Raw genomic sequence first — 16,845 nt, 5'->3', positions numbered from 1 at the left:
GTCCGAGTTTGCCTTGTCCTGTATCGCAAAGCAAGTTTTTTTAAACAACCGTTTTAATTTGGCGTTTAAATGTGAATACTTGCATATTTCACACTGAATCTATTACTAAAAATATGAAAAATAAGAACAGTACTTGTTAAAAATTATTCCGGTGTTGAATCGTGTTTTTATTTCAAAAACGACAAAAGCACCCGAAGGTGCTTTTGTTTAATACGGCTTTATTATTTTAGAATGCAGGCTTTTCGTCCGCCTCTTCATAACGTTTAACGCTAGACAAAATTTCATCTTTTGCCGCTTGAGCGTCTGCCCAACCGTCAATCTTAACCCATTTGTTTGGCTCAAGATCTTTATAACGCTCAAAGAAGTGAGAAATTTGGTTAAGCAATAGCTCAGGCATTTCGGTCGCTTCGTTAATGCCACGGTAGATAGTCGATAACTTATCTACTGGAACCGCTAATACTTTTGCATCTTCGCCTGACTCATCAGTCATGTTCAATACGCCGATTGGACGACAACGAATAACAGCACCTGGCATTAATGGGAATGGAGTAGGAACCAGAACGTCTACCGGGTCGCCATCTAAAGATAGGGTGTGAGGAACATAACCGTAGTTAGTTGGGTAGTGCATACAAGTGGACATGAAGCGGTCTACGAAAATAGCACCAGACTCTTTATCAACTTCATACTTCACCGGATCCGCGTGAGCCGGGATTTCGATGATTACATTAATTTCATCAGGTAAGTTCTTACCTGCAGGTACTTTGTTAAGGCTCATGGCTCTTCCTACTTGTTAGGCTGATTTTTAAAAGGGCATTATTATACCCACATTAAATTTAAATTCGAGATATTCGCTGTGAAAATAAGCAATATTTTCGGGAATTTTCGTCAGTTTTCCTAAAGAAAACCTAAGATTAACTACACTTTTTACAAAACTAGGAGTAATGTAAGTAAACAAAGGTAGTTAAAACCGGGGTCAGCAGTACCAGTATTTTCGGAAAATTTTCGTGATACTACCAAGGTTCGCTGTTTACTATCGGGGTTCCACCGACTGTCCATGTTGTCTTATCGGTAACTCTTAAGAGATCGAATATAAGAACAAGTATCGCAAAACCTGTGATAACAAGAACAATGGGGATTCTATGGATAATCTACTTTATCTACCACCTATCCTGGGCCTGGTCGGCCTGATCTTCGCATATATTCTCTACAGTATTATTAAATCCTACAGCGCCGGAAATGCCACTTTAGAGAAAATTGCCGAACAAATTCATATCGGTGCCATGGTATTTATGCATCGAGAATACAAAATGCTGGCACTATTCTCACTAGCGCTGATCATTCTTTTATATTTTTTCGTCAGTGAAAATACAGCACTGGCATTCTTTGTTGGTGCTGTATCATCAGCACTAGCCGGATATATCGGGATGTTCACTGCCACCAAGGCTAATGTCAGGACTACCAATGCAGCCCATGAGAAGGGAGCCGGCCCTGCGCTTACCGTTGCCTTCTTTGGCGGTTCCGTGATGGGGTTATGTGTCGCTTCACTTGGCCTGATTGGTTTAGGTACTTTGTACTGGTACTTTGGCGGCGATCCAACGACGACTCACTATATTCACGGTTTCGGTATGGGTGCTTCCTCGGTGGCTCTATTCTCGCGTGTTGGGGGCGGTATCTACACAAAAAGTGCCGACGTAGGCGCAGACCTAGTGGGTAAAATTGAAGCCGGCATTCCAGAAGATGATCCAAGAAACCCCGGAGTTATCGCCGATAACGTTGGTGACAACGTTGGTGATGTTGCCGGTATGGGGTCTGATATCTTCGAATCTTACTGTGGCTCGATGATTGCCTCTATCGCGATTGCATCGACAATGGCAGTGGATATGCTAGGTGATCGCAGTGCGCTAATGGCTCTGCCACTCATGTTGGCCTCTCTCGGTTTAGTCTGTTCGATACTGGGTATTTTGATTGTAAAATCCATGTCCGGTAACAAGGCCGAATTAGCCCTTCGCGCCGGCACCATATCTTCAGCAGTAATATTTATCATAACCTCTTACTTTCTGGTGCAATGGATGGGTATTAACTCTGCTATCTGGGGAGCCGTCTTAGTAGGTGCTATCGGCGGCATCATTATCGGTCTGGTAACTGAGTTTTATACGTCCGCAGCGCCGGTTCGAAAAATTGCCCGTGCTGGTGAAACGGGTCCTGCTACGGTAATGATTACTGGTCTGTCCGTCGGCATGGAGTCGGTTGTGGTACCCATTCTTACCATCTGCGCCATTATCTTCACTTCCACATATTTAGCCGGCCTATATGGGGTCGGTATTGCCGCTGTGGGTATGCTAGCAACGGTTGGTATCACGATGGCAATTGATGCCTATGGTCCGGTCGCGGATAACGCCGGCGGTATTGCAGAAATGGCCGGTCTTGGCCAAGAAACCCGGGAAATCACCGACTCCTTGGATGAGCTAGGTAATACTACGGCTGCAATCGGTAAAGGTTTTGCCATCGGTGCAGCAGCGTTGGCTGCTCTGGCGATTATCGCTGCCTATGTAGAAACCATGGGACAGAAAATCGATAATTTTAGTCTTCACCTCGGAGACCCACAGGTATTGGTTGGCCTATTCATTGGTGGCATGGTGCCTTTTTTCATCGCCTCTATCACCATGACAGCTGTCGGTGATGCGGCGTTTGCAATGATCCATGAAATTCGTCGGCAATTCAGAGAAATCGACGGTTTGCTGGAAGGTAAAGCCGAACCAGATACTGCCAGATGTGTAGATATCGCCACTACGGCTGCCCTGAAGAAAATGATTTTTCCAGGAGTGGTAGCTGTCTCAGTTCCTGTTATAGTCGGTTTTGGTATTAGCCCGCAGGCATTAGGCGGAATGTTAGGCGGCGCATTATTAGGCTGCGTATTGATGGCACTAATGATGGCCAATGCTGGTGGTGCCTGGGATAATGCTAAAAAATACGTTGAGAAAGGTAACTTGGGCGGTAAGGGATCTGAAACCCACGCAGCAACGGTTGTCGGCGATACCGTTGGCGATCCGTTTAAAGATACCTCAGGCCCATCAATGAATATCTTGATTAACGTAATGGCGATTGTTTCTTTGGTAATCGCACCGGTTTTATAGAATCAAACCTGAGTTATCTTTTGAGAGGGAGCAATCCAGCTCCTTCTCAAAACTAAACTCCGATAGCCCACCGGCCATGCTGGCTACACCAAACACCTCAATACAGGCGGTCCGGCATTCAGACTCTTAGCGTGAATTGGCGTACCTTTATCTATTAGATAATAATGATAAATCGAATAATATTTATACCAATTTCATTAATATAGAATGACTATATCAATAAAATTTATGTTGTAACTGAACCTCTGCCCTAACTCTGAGTTGTGCACAAACTTAGTGTGATTGGTATTAGTCATTAACGTTGTGGCGTGTTAGTATGCGAGCGTTAAATTTGTTCTACCCCATGTCGATCACCGCTGTATTGCATTAATTCTTCGTTAGTCACTAATGTTTCTCTCTTGAATAATTGTTTATGAGCTACTCGCGTCAGTTAGTTCCTATTTAGCAAGATTGTTAATTTTATTTTGGAGTATTTTATGTCTAAAACAACAGGCACCGTAAAGTGGTTTAACGAAACAAAAGGTTTTGGTTTTATTTCTCAGGAAAACGGTGGTAAAGACGTTTTTGTTCATTATCGTGCAATTGCCTCTGAGGGTTTCAGGAGCCTGACTGAAGGGCAGCAAGTTGCATTTTCAGTAGAAGAAGGCCAAAAAGGTCCTCAAGCTGCTGACGTAACTGTGATCTCGTAGTTTATTCAAAGCCAGGCATTCGTCTGGCTTTTGTCCCAGGCCTCTTTTAAACACACACAATTTAACAACATCTCGTTTTGTCATTTATCTGACCTTTATGGTAGCTGGCTTTGCGCTTTGCACTAGGAACAGTAATGACCTGCATACGTCTTAAATATCAAACAATCGAATTCGGTAACACCGATATCCACCTTTGCGGATTACGCAATAAGCAAGAGTTTCATGACCCTGACGGAATTGCAGCGAAAATGGGAATTTCATCTGCGTCCTGGCCAATCTTTGGCATTTTGTGGCCCTCCAGTATCGTACTTGCTAAATTCATCCAGGATTTTGATACCGATAAAAAAAGAATTCTTGAGGTAGGTTGTGGGTTAGGTTTAACCAGCCTGATGTTGAACAAACAAGGCGATGATATAACCGCCACAGACCATCACCCTGAAGTAAATCGGTTTCTTAAACGAAATACAACCTTAAACAACGACCCGGAAATTCCTTTTGAACGAGTAGACTGGACAGATAAGACTGACACTCTGGGATTATTCGACTTAATTATTGGCAGTGATTTATTGTATGAAGATGAGCATATTGAACTACTCGCCAAGTTTATAGAGTCCCACGCTCTTCAGACCTGTCAAATTGTCATTGTCGACCCTGGCCGGGGAAGAAAAGCCAAATTAGTAAAAAGACTGAGCTTGTCAGGTTTTTCGAACCACACACAATCGGCAGAAAACTCTCCCGAATTACCGGATGGATACAAGGGTTACGTATTAATATTTACTCGCGTATTAGCTAGCAAATGATTTAACAAAGATATTTTCACGTTTCGTCATTCGTGTTGCCGCCTCCTTTAAATCGCAAACACCATGAAAAGCAAAGACATTAAAAGTGATTATCGCTTCCACCGTTTTAGTAAACAAAGAGTGTCGAGGTCAACTTACCTCTAAGGTGTGACTAATAATGATACGGGAGCGAAACTCCCGTTATATCCCATCACCATCAGTATGCAAACCACACTCGCGCTGCATACCGTTAAAGCGAGTATCCTGCTCTTCCATCTGTGCCGACAATGGCAAACTGGAATGCTTATCTCCTACGGAAACATAACCCTGTTCCCAAAGCGGATGATATGGCAGGTTGTTGGCGGTTAGATATTCATGCACCTGTTTGTTGTTCCAATCAATGATTGGATGCACTTTAAAGCGACCACGGATAACTTGCAGCACAGACAGGCTCTTTCGATGATCGGTTTGGCTGCGACGTACACCGGAAAACCAGGTATTTACGCTTAATTGTTCAAGCCCACGTTCTAACGGCTCAACCTTATTGCGTTGATTGTAATCCTTAAGCGCATTTTCGTCTTGCTGCCATTGTTCGCCATAGCGGGCACGTTGCCAGGCTGGAGAAATATCTGCGCGAACCACATGCAGGTTCAGGTTAAAACGGTCGGTTAACTCATCGATAAAGCGATAAGTTTCCTCAAACAGATAACCGGTATCGGTAAGGATCACCGGAATATCAGGTTGAATTTGCGTCATCATATGCAACATGACCGCTGACTGAATACCAAAACTGGATGTGAGTGCAAAGTGGGTTGGTAAATTTTCCAACGCCCACTCTACCCGCTCAACGGCAGATTTTTGCTCCAATTGCTGATTCCACTGCAACAACAGGGAATCGGGCAATGAAGCAGGAAAGCGATTATTTACAGCGAGATTCGTCATAATCATTACCCATAAAAATCAGTTGCACTGACTTTCACTTCTTTTACTATCCCTTCACGAATAACAAAGTCACCAAATGCCTCTTCAGCATTACGCTTGGCAACCCATAAGCCAATTAGCTCGTCAATGTGGCCGAGGATTTCTGTCGAGTTGATGTTGTCTTTGTACAACTTAGGTACACGAGTACCAGCAATATTGCCGCCCAAATACAGGTTGTACTTATCTGGTCCACGACCTACCAGGCCAATTTCCGCCAACATGGCGCGTCCACAGCCGTTAGGACAACCGGTAACACGGAAAATAATGTGCTCATCGGCAATACCATGTTTGGCCAGCAAGCCTTCAATCTGAGTAACATAACCCGGAAGAAAACGTTCAGCTTCTGCCATCGCAAGTGGACAGGTTGGAAACGCCACACAAGCCATCGAGTTTTTACGCTGGTTACTCACCGTTGCATCCATCAAACCGTGAGCTACCGCGATTTCTTCAATGCGTGCTTTATCCGCTTCATTGACACCAGCAACAATCAGGTTCTGGTTTGCGGTCATGCGAAAATCACCGCTATGGATTTCAGCGATTTTGCGAACACCGGTTTTCAGCGGTGCGTCATCATTATCTTTGATGCGGCCATTTTCGATGAATAAGGTTAAATGATGCTTGTTATCTACACCTTCAACCCAACCAATACGATCACCTCGCTCGGTAAATTCATAAGGTTTTGACGCTTCGAATTTAATACCCGCGCGGTTTTCCACTTCTTCTTTAAAACGATCACTGCCTACACGATCCAGGGTGTATTTGGTTTTCGCATTTTTACGATTAACACGATTACCCCAGTCACGCTGGGTAGTTACCACAGCGGCAGCTACATCTAAAGTTTTTTCCAGTGGAATAAAGCCAAAGTCATCGGCGCGGCGCGGATAGGTTGACTCATCACCGAAGGTCATTGCCAGACCGCCACCAACAAGAACGTTAAAGCCAATCAATTTATCGCCATCGCCAATGGCTACAAAGTTCAAATCATTGGCGTGCACATCGACATCATTTTGCGGTGGGATCACTACCGTGGTTTTAAACTTACGCGGCAGATAGGTCTTGCCCAGAATTGGCTCGACATCATCGCTGGTCTGTTCAACTTTCTCACCATCAAGCCAGATTTCTGCGTAAGCTTTGGTTTTAGGAAGTAAGTGCTCGCTAATTTTGATAGCCCACTCATAGGCTTCCTGATGTAGTTTCGACTCAACCGGATTCGAGGTACAAAGCACGTTACGGTTTACATCACCAGCAGTAGCAATGGAATCAATACCAATTTTGTTCAGTGTCTGGTGCATCAATTTGATTTTCGGCTTTAACACGCCGTGAAACTGGAACGTCTGACGCGTCGTCAAGCGGATGCTGCCATAGCTAGTATGATCATCGGCAAAGGTATCGATAGCTAACCATTGCTCAGGGGTGATCACGCCACCTGGCATACGGGCACGTAGCATTACATTATGCAATGGCTCAAGCTTTTGCTTGCTGCGTTCAGCACGGATATCACGGTCGTCCTGCTGGTACATCCCGTGGAATCGAATCAACTGGAAATTATCAGCGGTAAAGCCTCCGGTGATCTCATCTTTAAGATCGTCGGCAATGGTGCCACGCAAATATTTGCTTTCAGTCTTAATGCGTTCGTTTTCCGCTAAAGCACCCTGGACAATAACGTCTTCTGGAATATTGCCTTTCATTAATAAACGTCCTTTTGATAGCGCTTTTCAATTCGCATTTGTTTCAAATACTCTTCTGCCTGCTCTTGGTTCTTACCACCCTGTTCGGCGATAATTTCTACCAGAGCCTGATGCACGTCTTTGGCCATACGCGACATATCACCACAAATGTATAAATGAGCGCCCTGCTCCAGCCACTGATACACTTGTTCAGCGTTTTGCTTGAGCTTATGTTGTACATACACTTTTTGTTCCTGATCGCGGGAGAAGGCCACATCTAAACGGGTCAACTCACCAGATTTCAGGTAAGCCTGCCATTCGGTTTGATACAGGAAATCCTGAGTAAATGTCTGGTCGCCAAAGAACAACCAGCTCTTGCCATCGGCGTCACGAGCGCTGCGCTCCTGGACAAAAGCACGGAATGGTGCAACACCTGTGCCCGGGCCAATCATGATGACGTCAGTAGAATCATTTTCAGGCAGACGGAAGTTATTGTTGTGTTCAATAAACACATCGATTTCTGCGTCTGCTTCTAGCTGCTCAATCAGGTACGAAGATGCGGTACCGCTGCGCAATTCACCATCGATTTCAAATTGCATCAAACCAACCGTTAAATGCACTTCTTCATCAACTTCCTGCTGAGACGAAGCAATGGAATATAAACGTGGCGTTAACGCCGGAAGCAACTCAACCAAGGCTTGTGCGGATACAGTGCCTGGGTAAAGCTTTACAACATCGATAAATTGTTTTTGATTAATAAGCGCACGAGTCTGCTCGCCATCGGCTAATAGCTGTGCAAGCTCGTCACTATCACAAAGCTGTTGCCAACGGATCAGTGTCGCTTTCGCCAACGGACCAATTTCACGTTTAGCAGTCAGTGCTTCAGCCAATGAAAGTTCAGCACCATCGATAGACACGGTTTCTTCTGCTGACAGAGATAAAGCTTCAATAAGCGCTGCTACACTCGATGGTGAGTTTTTCGGCCAGATACCCAAGGCATCGCCGGGCTGATATTGAATACCACTTTCGGCCAAATCAATTTCAAGGTGCTGCACGACCTTATTAGAATCACGACCAGTAATTTTTTGATTCTCAAGAATCACCGCCGTAAACGGGTTTTCCTTAGAGTAAGAGCTGGTGTATACAGAACTTGCTACTTCATTACCGGCAACTGGAAGTTGCACAACCTGAGCGGTATTGGCCGCAAACAGCTCTTTTACTTTTTCAAGCTGAGCGTTTTGCCAGGCATCGGCGTCAGACTGATAGTCAACATCACAATCAACACGCTCGCCCAAGCGTTTAGCACCAAGCTTTTGCAGATACTGATCGAAGTCTTTACCCGTCTGACAATAGAATTCGTAGCTGGAATCACCCAAGGCCAATACCGAGTAATGTAAGTTTTCTAACTGAGGCGCACGTTTTGACGATAAGAATTCATGCAATGCCATGGCATCATCAGGTGGCTCACCCTCACCATTAGTACTGGTAACGATCAATAAATGGGTTTCGTTTTTGATGTTCTTCGGCTTGTAATCACCCATGTTTGCCAATGTGGCAGCAATACCCATGGATTGAGCTGATTGCAGCACTTTTTCAGCAACACCTTTAGCATTACCGGTTTGTGAACCATATAAAATTGTCAGGCTGGACTGTGTCTCAGCACCTGCTGCAGGCAGCGCGGTTGCCCCTGCACCTTCACTTTTTGCCGCCAGATAGCCACTAGCCCAGGCTAGCTGCAATGGCGAATACTGATGAATAACCTGCTGTAACTGCTTGAGCTGATCGGCGCTCAAGCTGGCAGCGTTATCATTATTTGCTTTAACCAACATGCGTTGTCCAAATAGAAGACGGATGAATAATGGCTAAAGGATAAACATTGCTTAGTAAAACATAAAAGAATAGATAACCATTTTTTATTCCAAAATGGCATACATGAGATATTTGGTTTTATAGATTTGTCAAAATCAGTCGATTTCAGGAATATTACATGGTTTTAGGAATTTCTCGCCTAAATTTACCCCGTAACAGTCTCCCCATAATGAAGAGGTGCGATTCGCGCTTCTTTAAAAAAAGATAGAAGTTTTTAAAAAAGACAGAAGCTTTTTTAATCAACACGAGGTCTTCCGTGCTTTAAGTAAGTAATCCCTCACCAAGCAAATTACTATCTGTCTGAATTTAAAATGGCACAGCAATCAAAAAAGGATTACCGATAGGTGACCGTGCCGAGATAATCCTGCTGTGATTACACAATGGTAATCATTTGTCGGTTACTAAATTGAATTAATACATCTGAGGAAGGATTCCAAAGTGAGTTCGAATGACTGTTATGTCGACTTACCACTACATTTCGCGGACACACTACAACTGTTGTGGGAACACAACAGGAGGTGTTAATGACAAATGGTTAAAGTTGCAAACGATATCCTGCCGAATTTAAGAAGTTGGTTACTATTTAACGGTTTTCCAGTTCCTAGCAGATGTTCTTCCTGCCAATGACGTAATTACTGAGTTTCCTACCCCATCCGAAGAGTTGTGCAGTTTCTTAGCTTTTTTGCGTTTTTTCTTTTTAGATTTGTTAATATTTTTTTGTCGGGACTTAAAACTCTCTATGGCTTCAGATATCGAACAACCAGATATTCGGCGAATTTTCAAAATGGAGAGTTTTTCTTTCCGGCCATAAATTTCTAATAAACAGAACTCTGGGTCTTTAAAGGCAGGAACTAGCTCATAAGATTTCCGTTCAATTACATCAAGGCATAAAAATTTGTTTGATGGCGACTTTTTCATAAAACCTCCGATATATTGTAGCGAGCGAATCTCGCATTTTTCTGACCGGGATTCGATCGCTTTCCTGAGCATTAGAGAAAAATATTAATTTAGTGCTTGTATACTAAGTTAAATTGATCACTTTAATACTCATACGACTTCGGAAAATCCCTTATCAGCGATTAGTTTATCGAAGTATGAATTATTTAGTAGGCGTTTAGCTTCTGCATGCAATTGTTCAAAGTTAGCCTCCTGGTCTAATGTTATGAAAAGTTTATCACCACTTTTCTGTACTTTTGTAACGAACTCTAATAGTTCGATATCTTGAATGAACGCAGATAAGTGCATTTCAAAATTTTCTTCTTCTGGCAAAAATGGACGATTCACATTCAAATCTGATTCGGAAACTTTTCTGACTGATAATTTATACTGCATGATACTCCTTTACTGTTTATTTGCATCCTAAATTGAGCCAGTTTTAACGAAAGATTGCATTAGAAAGTCAGCCATCAATGTTACACCAACAGACTGATTTGTAGGATATAAAATCATCTGGGGTGGGTCAAATTTCAATGCAACTTGTGGATCAGTTTTAAGTGCAAATTAACAGGCATTGGGGGCATTCCCGATGAGTTTATGCTCGATAATGGGACAGCATACACCGCCAATCGTGTTCTCGAATTCATCACACAACTAACAGACCTGAAATTCGCGCGGGCACATCATGGTGACGATAAACCTCATGTTGAGCGTTTTTTTGGGACTTTGATCACCCACTTTCTTGAAACTTATCCAGGGTATATGCCAAAACGTTTTTCCAGAAATAGTGCTGAAGCCAAAGAAATTGGCAAGAAAAAATTATGGACGTTTGATGAATTCGAACGTGAGTTAAAAAACTTCCTTGATGATTATAACCACCGTGAGGACCTAAATGAAACTCGATAAGCGGCTTTTTAAAAACCCAGGCGATGCATTCAAATCACTAATCAATGAAAGTGAATGGTATTCCGATAAGAATATTCCCGCCGAAAATCTTCGCATTGGCTTTAAAGCCAATGTGAAAATGGATCGCAAAAATGGGTTTCGCATAGGGCATCAAAAATTCGCAACCAATTCGGACGTATTCTTTAAGCTAGGTGCAACGAATTCAGTAAAATCAATCGTCATAGAAGTGTATTTTGACCCTTATGACTGCCGCAATGTAAGTTGCATTGCCTATGACCAAAAAGAACACCCTATTGAATTCGAAACACATAATGTGGTCTATAAATATAGTGAGCACCCAATCTCTTTTGATGATGCTATCCCTTATCAAACAGCGTACCAAAACAAACTTGCTTACCACGAGCCAAGTACGGAAGGTAAGCATGTCAAAAAAGACAAGCAGGACCATTCCAGAGACAAAACCACCTCCGTCAATCTGGAGAATGATACTTTCATTCCAGCCGACACAATAAAAAATGGCGGAAAAAAACCATCGAAACAGATCAAAAACAAGAAAGCTAACAAAGATTTATTAAAAAGCGGTACAAGCCAAACTGGACGTACCCTCATTCGTAAAAAAAATTATGGGGAAATAGACAATAATGACTGATAGTTCACCTATCGATTATGCGGCTACATTTGAGAAACGGCCGACATTCACATATCCACAGTTCGACACGGCGTTAGAGCAATTATCATTTACCTACAACATGCAGAGCTATTCAAAACGCCTGGCTTTGGTGGTGGGAGTCTCGGGCACGGGTAAGTCGATGGTTGCTCAAGCTTTCGTCAACAAACTGAATCGAGGAAACGAATACCCGATAGCTTATAGGGTTGAACTAAATCGGCCTAAAAGTATTACTGTGTTACTGGAACAAATCGCCGCCCCACTGGTCACTCTAAGCACAAAGGTCGGGGAATCTAGCATGCGATACGGTCTGTGCGCGGCCATCCAATCTCAGAACATTAAATTTATCGCCATAGATAATGCTCATCACGCTCTGCCTATAGATGAGAACTGCTCTCTGAAGCAGGCTTTGTCGGAAGAGTTTAATCACCTTAATGATTCTTGTGATGCGACGTTTGTTTTATTCGGCACCGAGCCAACTGAAAGTAATATGCTGGAGGCAGAATACAAAAAGTTATCATTTGGGCGGCTAGAAACTCGTACCAATGCCATCGTAAGAATGCATAGCTTTAAATTCGATGAAACTTGGTTCGAGGCAATGAAATACATGCTGTCACACATCGCTGCACCGCATGTTTTGAAGCTAAATAACGAGTTGTTATTTAAAATGTTTGTGGCAACAGATGGCAATTTTATGGTTTTGAACGATTTGCTAATTGGTGCACATGTACTGGTTGATCAGGGTCAGTTTAATGTAATCGATGACGATACTCTAGCTTGGGCTTTTGACCATGTATGCAGCAAGACGGCAGCAAACCCGTTTCTCACTGACTTCAATTCCCTAAAAGAAATTTTTAGTTACCTCGAATATCAAACAAGCCCAGAGGAATAAGGTTAATGAAACTTACTCAGAGCTTAATCAGTTTACTCGCCGAGAAAGCCAAAGTACTAGGTGGGATGAGATTCTTCGAACTTGTGAGTGAGCGGGATTATCTCGCTCTTATTCGAAATCGATTTTACAAGTTGAGTTTTGCCGTCAAGAACCTGCTTGACTTAAACAACAACAACTTTAATGAATTTGAAATCACTACACCGCGAGTATGTGTAAAGTGCCTACATGAAAAAAAGCATTATGAAGAATTTCAAAGTGCAAATCTGGTAATTTGCCCCAAACATCATCTTTTACTGGAAGATCACTGTCATCAATGCAGGAAAGCGCTAGTCTTTGACGTAAACCTATTTCGGGGTATTTGTCCAAACCCTCGGTGTTTTACCAGATTACCCATAAACTCGGGGACCAAAGAGATAGCATCACTCCTTCCTCGCCAAGTACGTGACTGCATTCAGGTCGGAGTAATTTCAATAGCGATTCGACATGGAGATGTCACATCCCAAAGCTGTTCTGAACCAAAAGCAGAATTTTCCAATGGTTTTGATACATTAAGCTGCCAGCATAATTTCGATAAGTTATTAGCCGATATCTATACATACTTGAAAGCGGAATACCTGCCACAACACTTTTTTAGGAACGCGGTTAAAGGGCTATTGGGTGGTGTAGATATGAATACTTGGCCTGTAAATTCAGACGCCTTTAACAAGCCAAACAATCGTGAGCTTTCAGCTCTTAACTCACCAACTCATATGCAATTTGGCGAATTTTGCGAGTATTTAGGGATTTCTAAAAATACTGGGAAATTTTTGATTCGTTCTAATCATATTGAATGTTCAAGCGGTTCTCGTGTGACCAAAAAATCAGTCATCAACATTACTCCGTTCCTGCAATGGCTTTCAAACTGTCAGTTTAAATCTGCAGGGAAGTTGTTAGATGTTCACAGTTTTAACATACACCACCCTGGATTTAATGCCACTGCATGTGATGTATTCACCGCGGCAATTAACGGAAAACTTACCTTAAGTTATAAAGCAAATACAACGCTGGAAGACAGTTTAAAATTTGACCCGCAAGATTTGATTGACTACTACTTGAACAACGGTCAGTCCGAACATGGCGATACGATTGATTTTAAAAGTGCCTGTGACGTTTTGAAAAAAAGCCCTCCAGAGCTGGAACTTTTGATCCGCAATAGGCGGTTAATTATGAAATACGAAAAAGAACATGGCGGCTACGTGTTAGACCGAAAACAAGTCATGGACTACCTATCATCGAACCGCTCTATCCACCAACAGTCTCTCCTTTTTTAAAAAATCACCTTCATTTAAAAACGACATCCATGATGTCGTTTTTTGCCATCGACGTCTCTAGTTAATTTGCTATATTACTGAAATTGTGCAAACTTAGGTTGTGCAAGTAAAGGTAATAAGTAGCGCCTGAATCTCTCGGGAAGAGCCCTTATAAATATTCCTGAAAATTATGAAATAAATCATAAATATTCACGAATTATTTGAAATTCTCATTTTGAGAATATCAATTAAATCAATCCAATAAAATTCCTAGAATTCCTAAAAACAAAATATTTAACAGATTGTTGTTGTCAAAATCAGTCGATTTCAGGAATATTACATGGTTTTAGGAATTTCTCGCCTAAATTTACCCCGTAACAGTCTCCCCATAATGAAGAGGTGCGATTCGCGCTTCTTTAAAAAAAGATAGAAGTTTTTAAAAAAGACAGAAGCTTTTTTAATCAACACGAGGTCTTCCGTGCTTTAAGTAAGTAATCCCTCACCAAGCAAATTACTATCTGTCTGAATTTAAAATGGCACAGCAATCGTTTGTCGGTTACTAAATTGAATTAATACGACTGCTGAACGATTTAATGAGTGTGTTGCGTCCATCGGTTGAACTCACAGCCAGGAACGGTCTGTTAGCAATTGCTAATATACCAATATGTTACTACTACCAGCGAGGTAAATATTGAAGAAAAGTTCAAGAAATATTTTACGGAGTCGATTAACTGCACATGCTCAATCCTTCTCACTTCAGATATTACAATGCCCAATACCACACAATATAGCTGTACCAAAAGGAAGAATTGATATAGACCACCGAATTAGAGGATGATAACACTATTTTCTGTTTATCAGGAGCTTACGCTAGATTAGACAAGCAAACTGGGAAGAAAAAGCACTTACGTTAACGCTTGGGTTATCGCAATTGAATTTTCGAGTCATCTACTATCAATCTGCTGGTGTAATATAGCAAGTAACTAAAAACCACCCAGTGTTTGCGTTATGCCAGATAAACTGCTTTCAGGTATACAAAAAACTAAAAAATTAAGTAGGGCGACAATAATCAGCCCCAATTTAATTCGAGCCCATAATTTAGGGGTGCCGCCCCACATTTTTACTTATTTATTTCCCTGGTAATCACCCCAAAAATACAGTACAAAGAGATAACCCCCTGTTTCTTCAGGATAGTTGCACTTCGTTCAATCTCGTTGATTAATAGAGCAAATTTTCAATCCAATCAATGTTACTTAAATATTCTAAAGAAGCATCAGTCCATTTATTATTCGTAAGATCAACTTCGGCTAGCGAAGGGTTAAACGAAAAATCAATTTCAGTGAGATGATTTGAAGAAAGATTTAAATTCTCGATATTAGGTAATAGGCTGAGATCTATATTTCCCAACTCGTTACTTTCTAAATTCAACGTTATTAAAGACGGTAAATCTAAATCTACAAATTGAATATCACCTTCAACAATCAATTGAGTTAAAGCCTCATGATTTTTAAGAGTTAAAGAAGAAAACCTTGCTCCTGTAATAACTACTTCAGTTAGCTTCTCGTTATATTCCAATGAAAGTGATATTAAACTTCCTTCACTAACTAGCCCATTTCCGTCTTCATCAATGTAAAAAAACTTCGTATACAAATGCAAAGATTCCAGCTCACTTAAATTAATTAAATCAATTGCTTCCAGAGGACTCTCGCTAATAGTAATTTCTTTTAACTTAACCGCATTGGAAACATCGACTGTGGTTAGTAATAGGTTATTTTGCAGATCAAGTTCTACTAGGTTTTCTAAATTATTAACATCGAGATAATTCAGTTTTGAAGATGTTAGAGCGAAGTTCCTAATCCCAGGAAAGTCATATGCATTAATGATGCTGCTATTACCTACTCCATGGAAACCAACACTCGCTAGGTTTGGAAAGTTTGCAAGATCTGCAGTTGTGTCTATATACGTAGCATTACAGAAAAATTCAACTAACTCGTCCGCATAAACAAGTCCATCATCTGAAGATGATGCCAACACACATTCTTTAACGATATCTGAAGTAAAATCAATATCTTCTATTTTAACCGTTTGTCATTATCGTCAGAACAAGCCGACGCCAATAAGGTTGAAAGTAACAATAAATAAATTCTGTACATGTTGTTAATCGCTAGCATTAAAAGGCTAGCTCCTCCTGAAGTATTAAAGACCTGCTTGCTGTTTTAAGCTTGCGAGAGATGAAGTGTAATTTGCGCCTTTAAATTGATCTTTATATGACGAAATCAGTTGATTCTTCTTATTATTCGCTGCATTGTAACCAAACGAACCATGATGTTGGTATCTATACCAATATGTAGCGCCGTCTATTTCGTCACGTACCTTATAGTCATAACAAATGGCTCGAATTGTACAGTTTGTGGTTTGATGGGAAGTCATTCGAACTTCACCATTAATATAGCTATCCGTGTCATTCCCTGCTTGAAGGTATTTATTGTAGAGGGGTTGTAATGAAGACTCTAAGTCTTGTTGATCAAACTCCCCTGTGTTAACTAATTCCTCGAAGAAAGAAACTCTCAACCCAATAGCTACGCCAAGGTGACCAGTTAATAAATAATGATCTGTTACATTGATAGGGTTAAAAGCGGCGTGATTAACGGCGTTTGAGGTTTGATTTTCTACACTATCTAAATTGAAACCACTACTGCTTTTCGAATATACAGACATACTATCCGCAGCCGAATCAATAGTCTGTTGCAAAGCAGAGACTTGAGTTACGCTCAAAGAGCCGACAACAGTATCTTTGATCTCTTGGACTTGTGCATTAGAAAGTCCCGTATAGACGTTAACTTCAAACAGACTATTTATAATTCCAAAATTACCAGGGGAAGCAGTTACAAGATTTTCTGCAATATCATCAAATATGAAAATTGATGCGTTCGCTTGAGAAGTAAATGCTAACGATGCAGCTAAAACTACATTTTTTATTTTCGTAGACAGTTTCATTTTGATTTTTGTCCTTCAAACGTAATGAATTTTTATTAT

15 protein-coding genes are annotated in these 16,845 nt (G+C 41.5%); 7 read left to right on the top strand and 8 right to left on the bottom strand.

Going from position 1 to position 16,845, the window contains the following annotated elements:
* Positions 1 to 226 precede the first annotated feature (226 nt).
* The gene (ppa, locus tag FNC98_RS02070) at positions 227 to 775 is read right to left on the bottom strand and encodes an inorganic diphosphatase (protein WP_143579706.1); all 549 of its coding nucleotides are present in this window, start codon (positions 773 to 775) and stop codon (positions 227 to 229) included.
* Positions 776 to 1,139: 364 nt separating this feature from the next.
* Between ppa and FNC98_RS02065 the strand changes: the two genes are divergently transcribed.
* The 3 genes from FNC98_RS02065 (at position 1,140) to FNC98_RS02055 (ending at position 4,623) form a co-directional block, all read left to right on the top strand.
* Entirely contained in the window at positions 1,140 to 3,134 is a 1,995-nt protein-coding gene (locus tag FNC98_RS02065; RefSeq protein ID WP_143579705.1) for a sodium-translocating pyrophosphatase, read from the top strand.
* Positions 3,135 to 3,610: 476 nt separating this feature from the next.
* Positions 3,611 to 3,823, top strand: a complete 213-nt coding sequence (locus FNC98_RS02060) for a cold-shock protein (RefSeq protein ID WP_143579704.1) — start codon at positions 3,611 to 3,613, stop codon at positions 3,821 to 3,823.
* 134 nt (positions 3,824 to 3,957) lie between these two features.
* Complete coding sequence (locus FNC98_RS02055) at positions 3,958 to 4,623, top strand: class I SAM-dependent methyltransferase (RefSeq protein WP_143579703.1); 666 nt, start codon at positions 3,958 to 3,960, stop codon at positions 4,621 to 4,623.
* A gap of 180 nt (positions 4,624 to 4,803) precedes the next feature.
* Here FNC98_RS02055 and FNC98_RS02050 read toward each other — a convergent pair whose 3' ends face one another.
* From FNC98_RS02050 to FNC98_RS02030, 5 genes are all read right to left on the bottom strand, one after another.
* On the bottom strand, positions 4,804 to 5,550 hold the full coding sequence (locus FNC98_RS02050) for a phosphoadenylyl-sulfate reductase (protein WP_143579702.1): 747 nt from the start codon (positions 5,548 to 5,550) through the stop codon (positions 4,804 to 4,806).
* A complete protein-coding gene (cysI, locus tag FNC98_RS02045) occupies positions 5,550 to 7,271 on the bottom strand; it encodes an assimilatory sulfite reductase (NADPH) hemoprotein subunit (RefSeq protein ID WP_143579701.1) in 1,722 nt (573 codons plus the stop codon). Before cysI ends, FNC98_RS02050 begins: the two co-directional genes overlap by 1 nt.
* Complete coding sequence (locus tag FNC98_RS02040; RefSeq protein ID WP_143579700.1) at positions 7,271 to 9,079, bottom strand: assimilatory sulfite reductase (NADPH) flavoprotein subunit; 1,809 nt, start codon at positions 9,077 to 9,079, stop codon at positions 7,271 to 7,273. Before FNC98_RS02040 ends, cysI begins: the two co-directional genes overlap by 1 nt.
* Before the next feature lie 619 nt (positions 9,080 to 9,698).
* Entirely contained in the window at positions 9,699 to 10,037 is a 339-nt protein-coding gene (locus tag FNC98_RS02035; protein WP_143579699.1) for a hypothetical protein, read from the bottom strand.
* A 129-nt stretch (positions 10,038 to 10,166) separates the two neighbouring features.
* Positions 10,167 to 10,451: a hypothetical protein gene (locus FNC98_RS02030; protein ID WP_143579698.1), complete on the bottom strand. Its 285-nt coding sequence runs from the start codon at positions 10,449 to 10,451 to the stop codon at positions 10,167 to 10,169.
* A gap of 144 nt (positions 10,452 to 10,595) precedes the next feature.
* Between FNC98_RS02030 and FNC98_RS02025 the strand changes: the two genes are divergently transcribed.
* From FNC98_RS02025 to FNC98_RS02010, 4 genes are read left to right on the top strand one after another with little or no spacing between them, the layout of a single operon-like run.
* Positions 10,596 to 10,961, top strand: a complete 366-nt coding sequence (locus tag FNC98_RS02025) for a DDE-type integrase/transposase/recombinase (RefSeq protein ID WP_143579697.1) — start codon at positions 10,596 to 10,598, stop codon at positions 10,959 to 10,961.
* Positions 10,948 to 11,610, top strand: coding sequence for a hypothetical protein (locus FNC98_RS02020; protein ID WP_143579696.1), 663 nt, complete (start codon positions 10,948 to 10,950; stop codon positions 11,608 to 11,610). Before FNC98_RS02025 ends, FNC98_RS02020 begins: the two co-directional genes overlap by 14 nt.
* Positions 11,603 to 12,520: an ATP-binding protein gene (locus tag FNC98_RS02015; protein ID WP_143579695.1), complete on the top strand. Its 918-nt coding sequence runs from the start codon at positions 11,603 to 11,605 to the stop codon at positions 12,518 to 12,520. The genes FNC98_RS02020 and FNC98_RS02015 overlap by 8 nt, the downstream gene beginning before the upstream one ends.
* 5 nt (positions 12,521 to 12,525) lie before the next feature.
* A complete protein-coding gene (locus tag FNC98_RS02010) occupies positions 12,526 to 13,830 on the top strand; it encodes a hypothetical protein (protein WP_143579694.1) in 1,305 nt (434 codons plus the stop codon).
* 1,197 nt (positions 13,831 to 15,027) lie between these two features.
* Here the strand turns inward: FNC98_RS02010 and FNC98_RS02005 are convergent.
* Together FNC98_RS02005 and FNC98_RS02000 are read right to left on the bottom strand one after the other, a co-directional pair.
* Positions 15,028 to 15,840: a hypothetical protein gene (locus FNC98_RS02005; RefSeq protein WP_143579693.1), complete on the bottom strand. Its 813-nt coding sequence runs from the start codon at positions 15,838 to 15,840 to the stop codon at positions 15,028 to 15,030.
* 165 nt (positions 15,841 to 16,005) lie between these two features.
* A complete protein-coding gene (locus tag FNC98_RS02000) occupies positions 16,006 to 16,806 on the bottom strand; it encodes a hypothetical protein (protein ID WP_143579692.1) in 801 nt (266 codons plus the stop codon).
* Positions 16,807 to 16,845 lie beyond the last annotated feature (39 nt).

Source organism: Thalassotalea sp. PS06, from assembly GCF_007197775.1.
Classification (GTDB): domain Bacteria; phylum Pseudomonadota; class Gammaproteobacteria; order Enterobacterales; family Alteromonadaceae; genus Thalassotalea_A.
The sequence above is the reverse complement of the archived record's forward strand: the minus strand, read 5'-3'. Positions and strand labels throughout refer to the sequence as shown.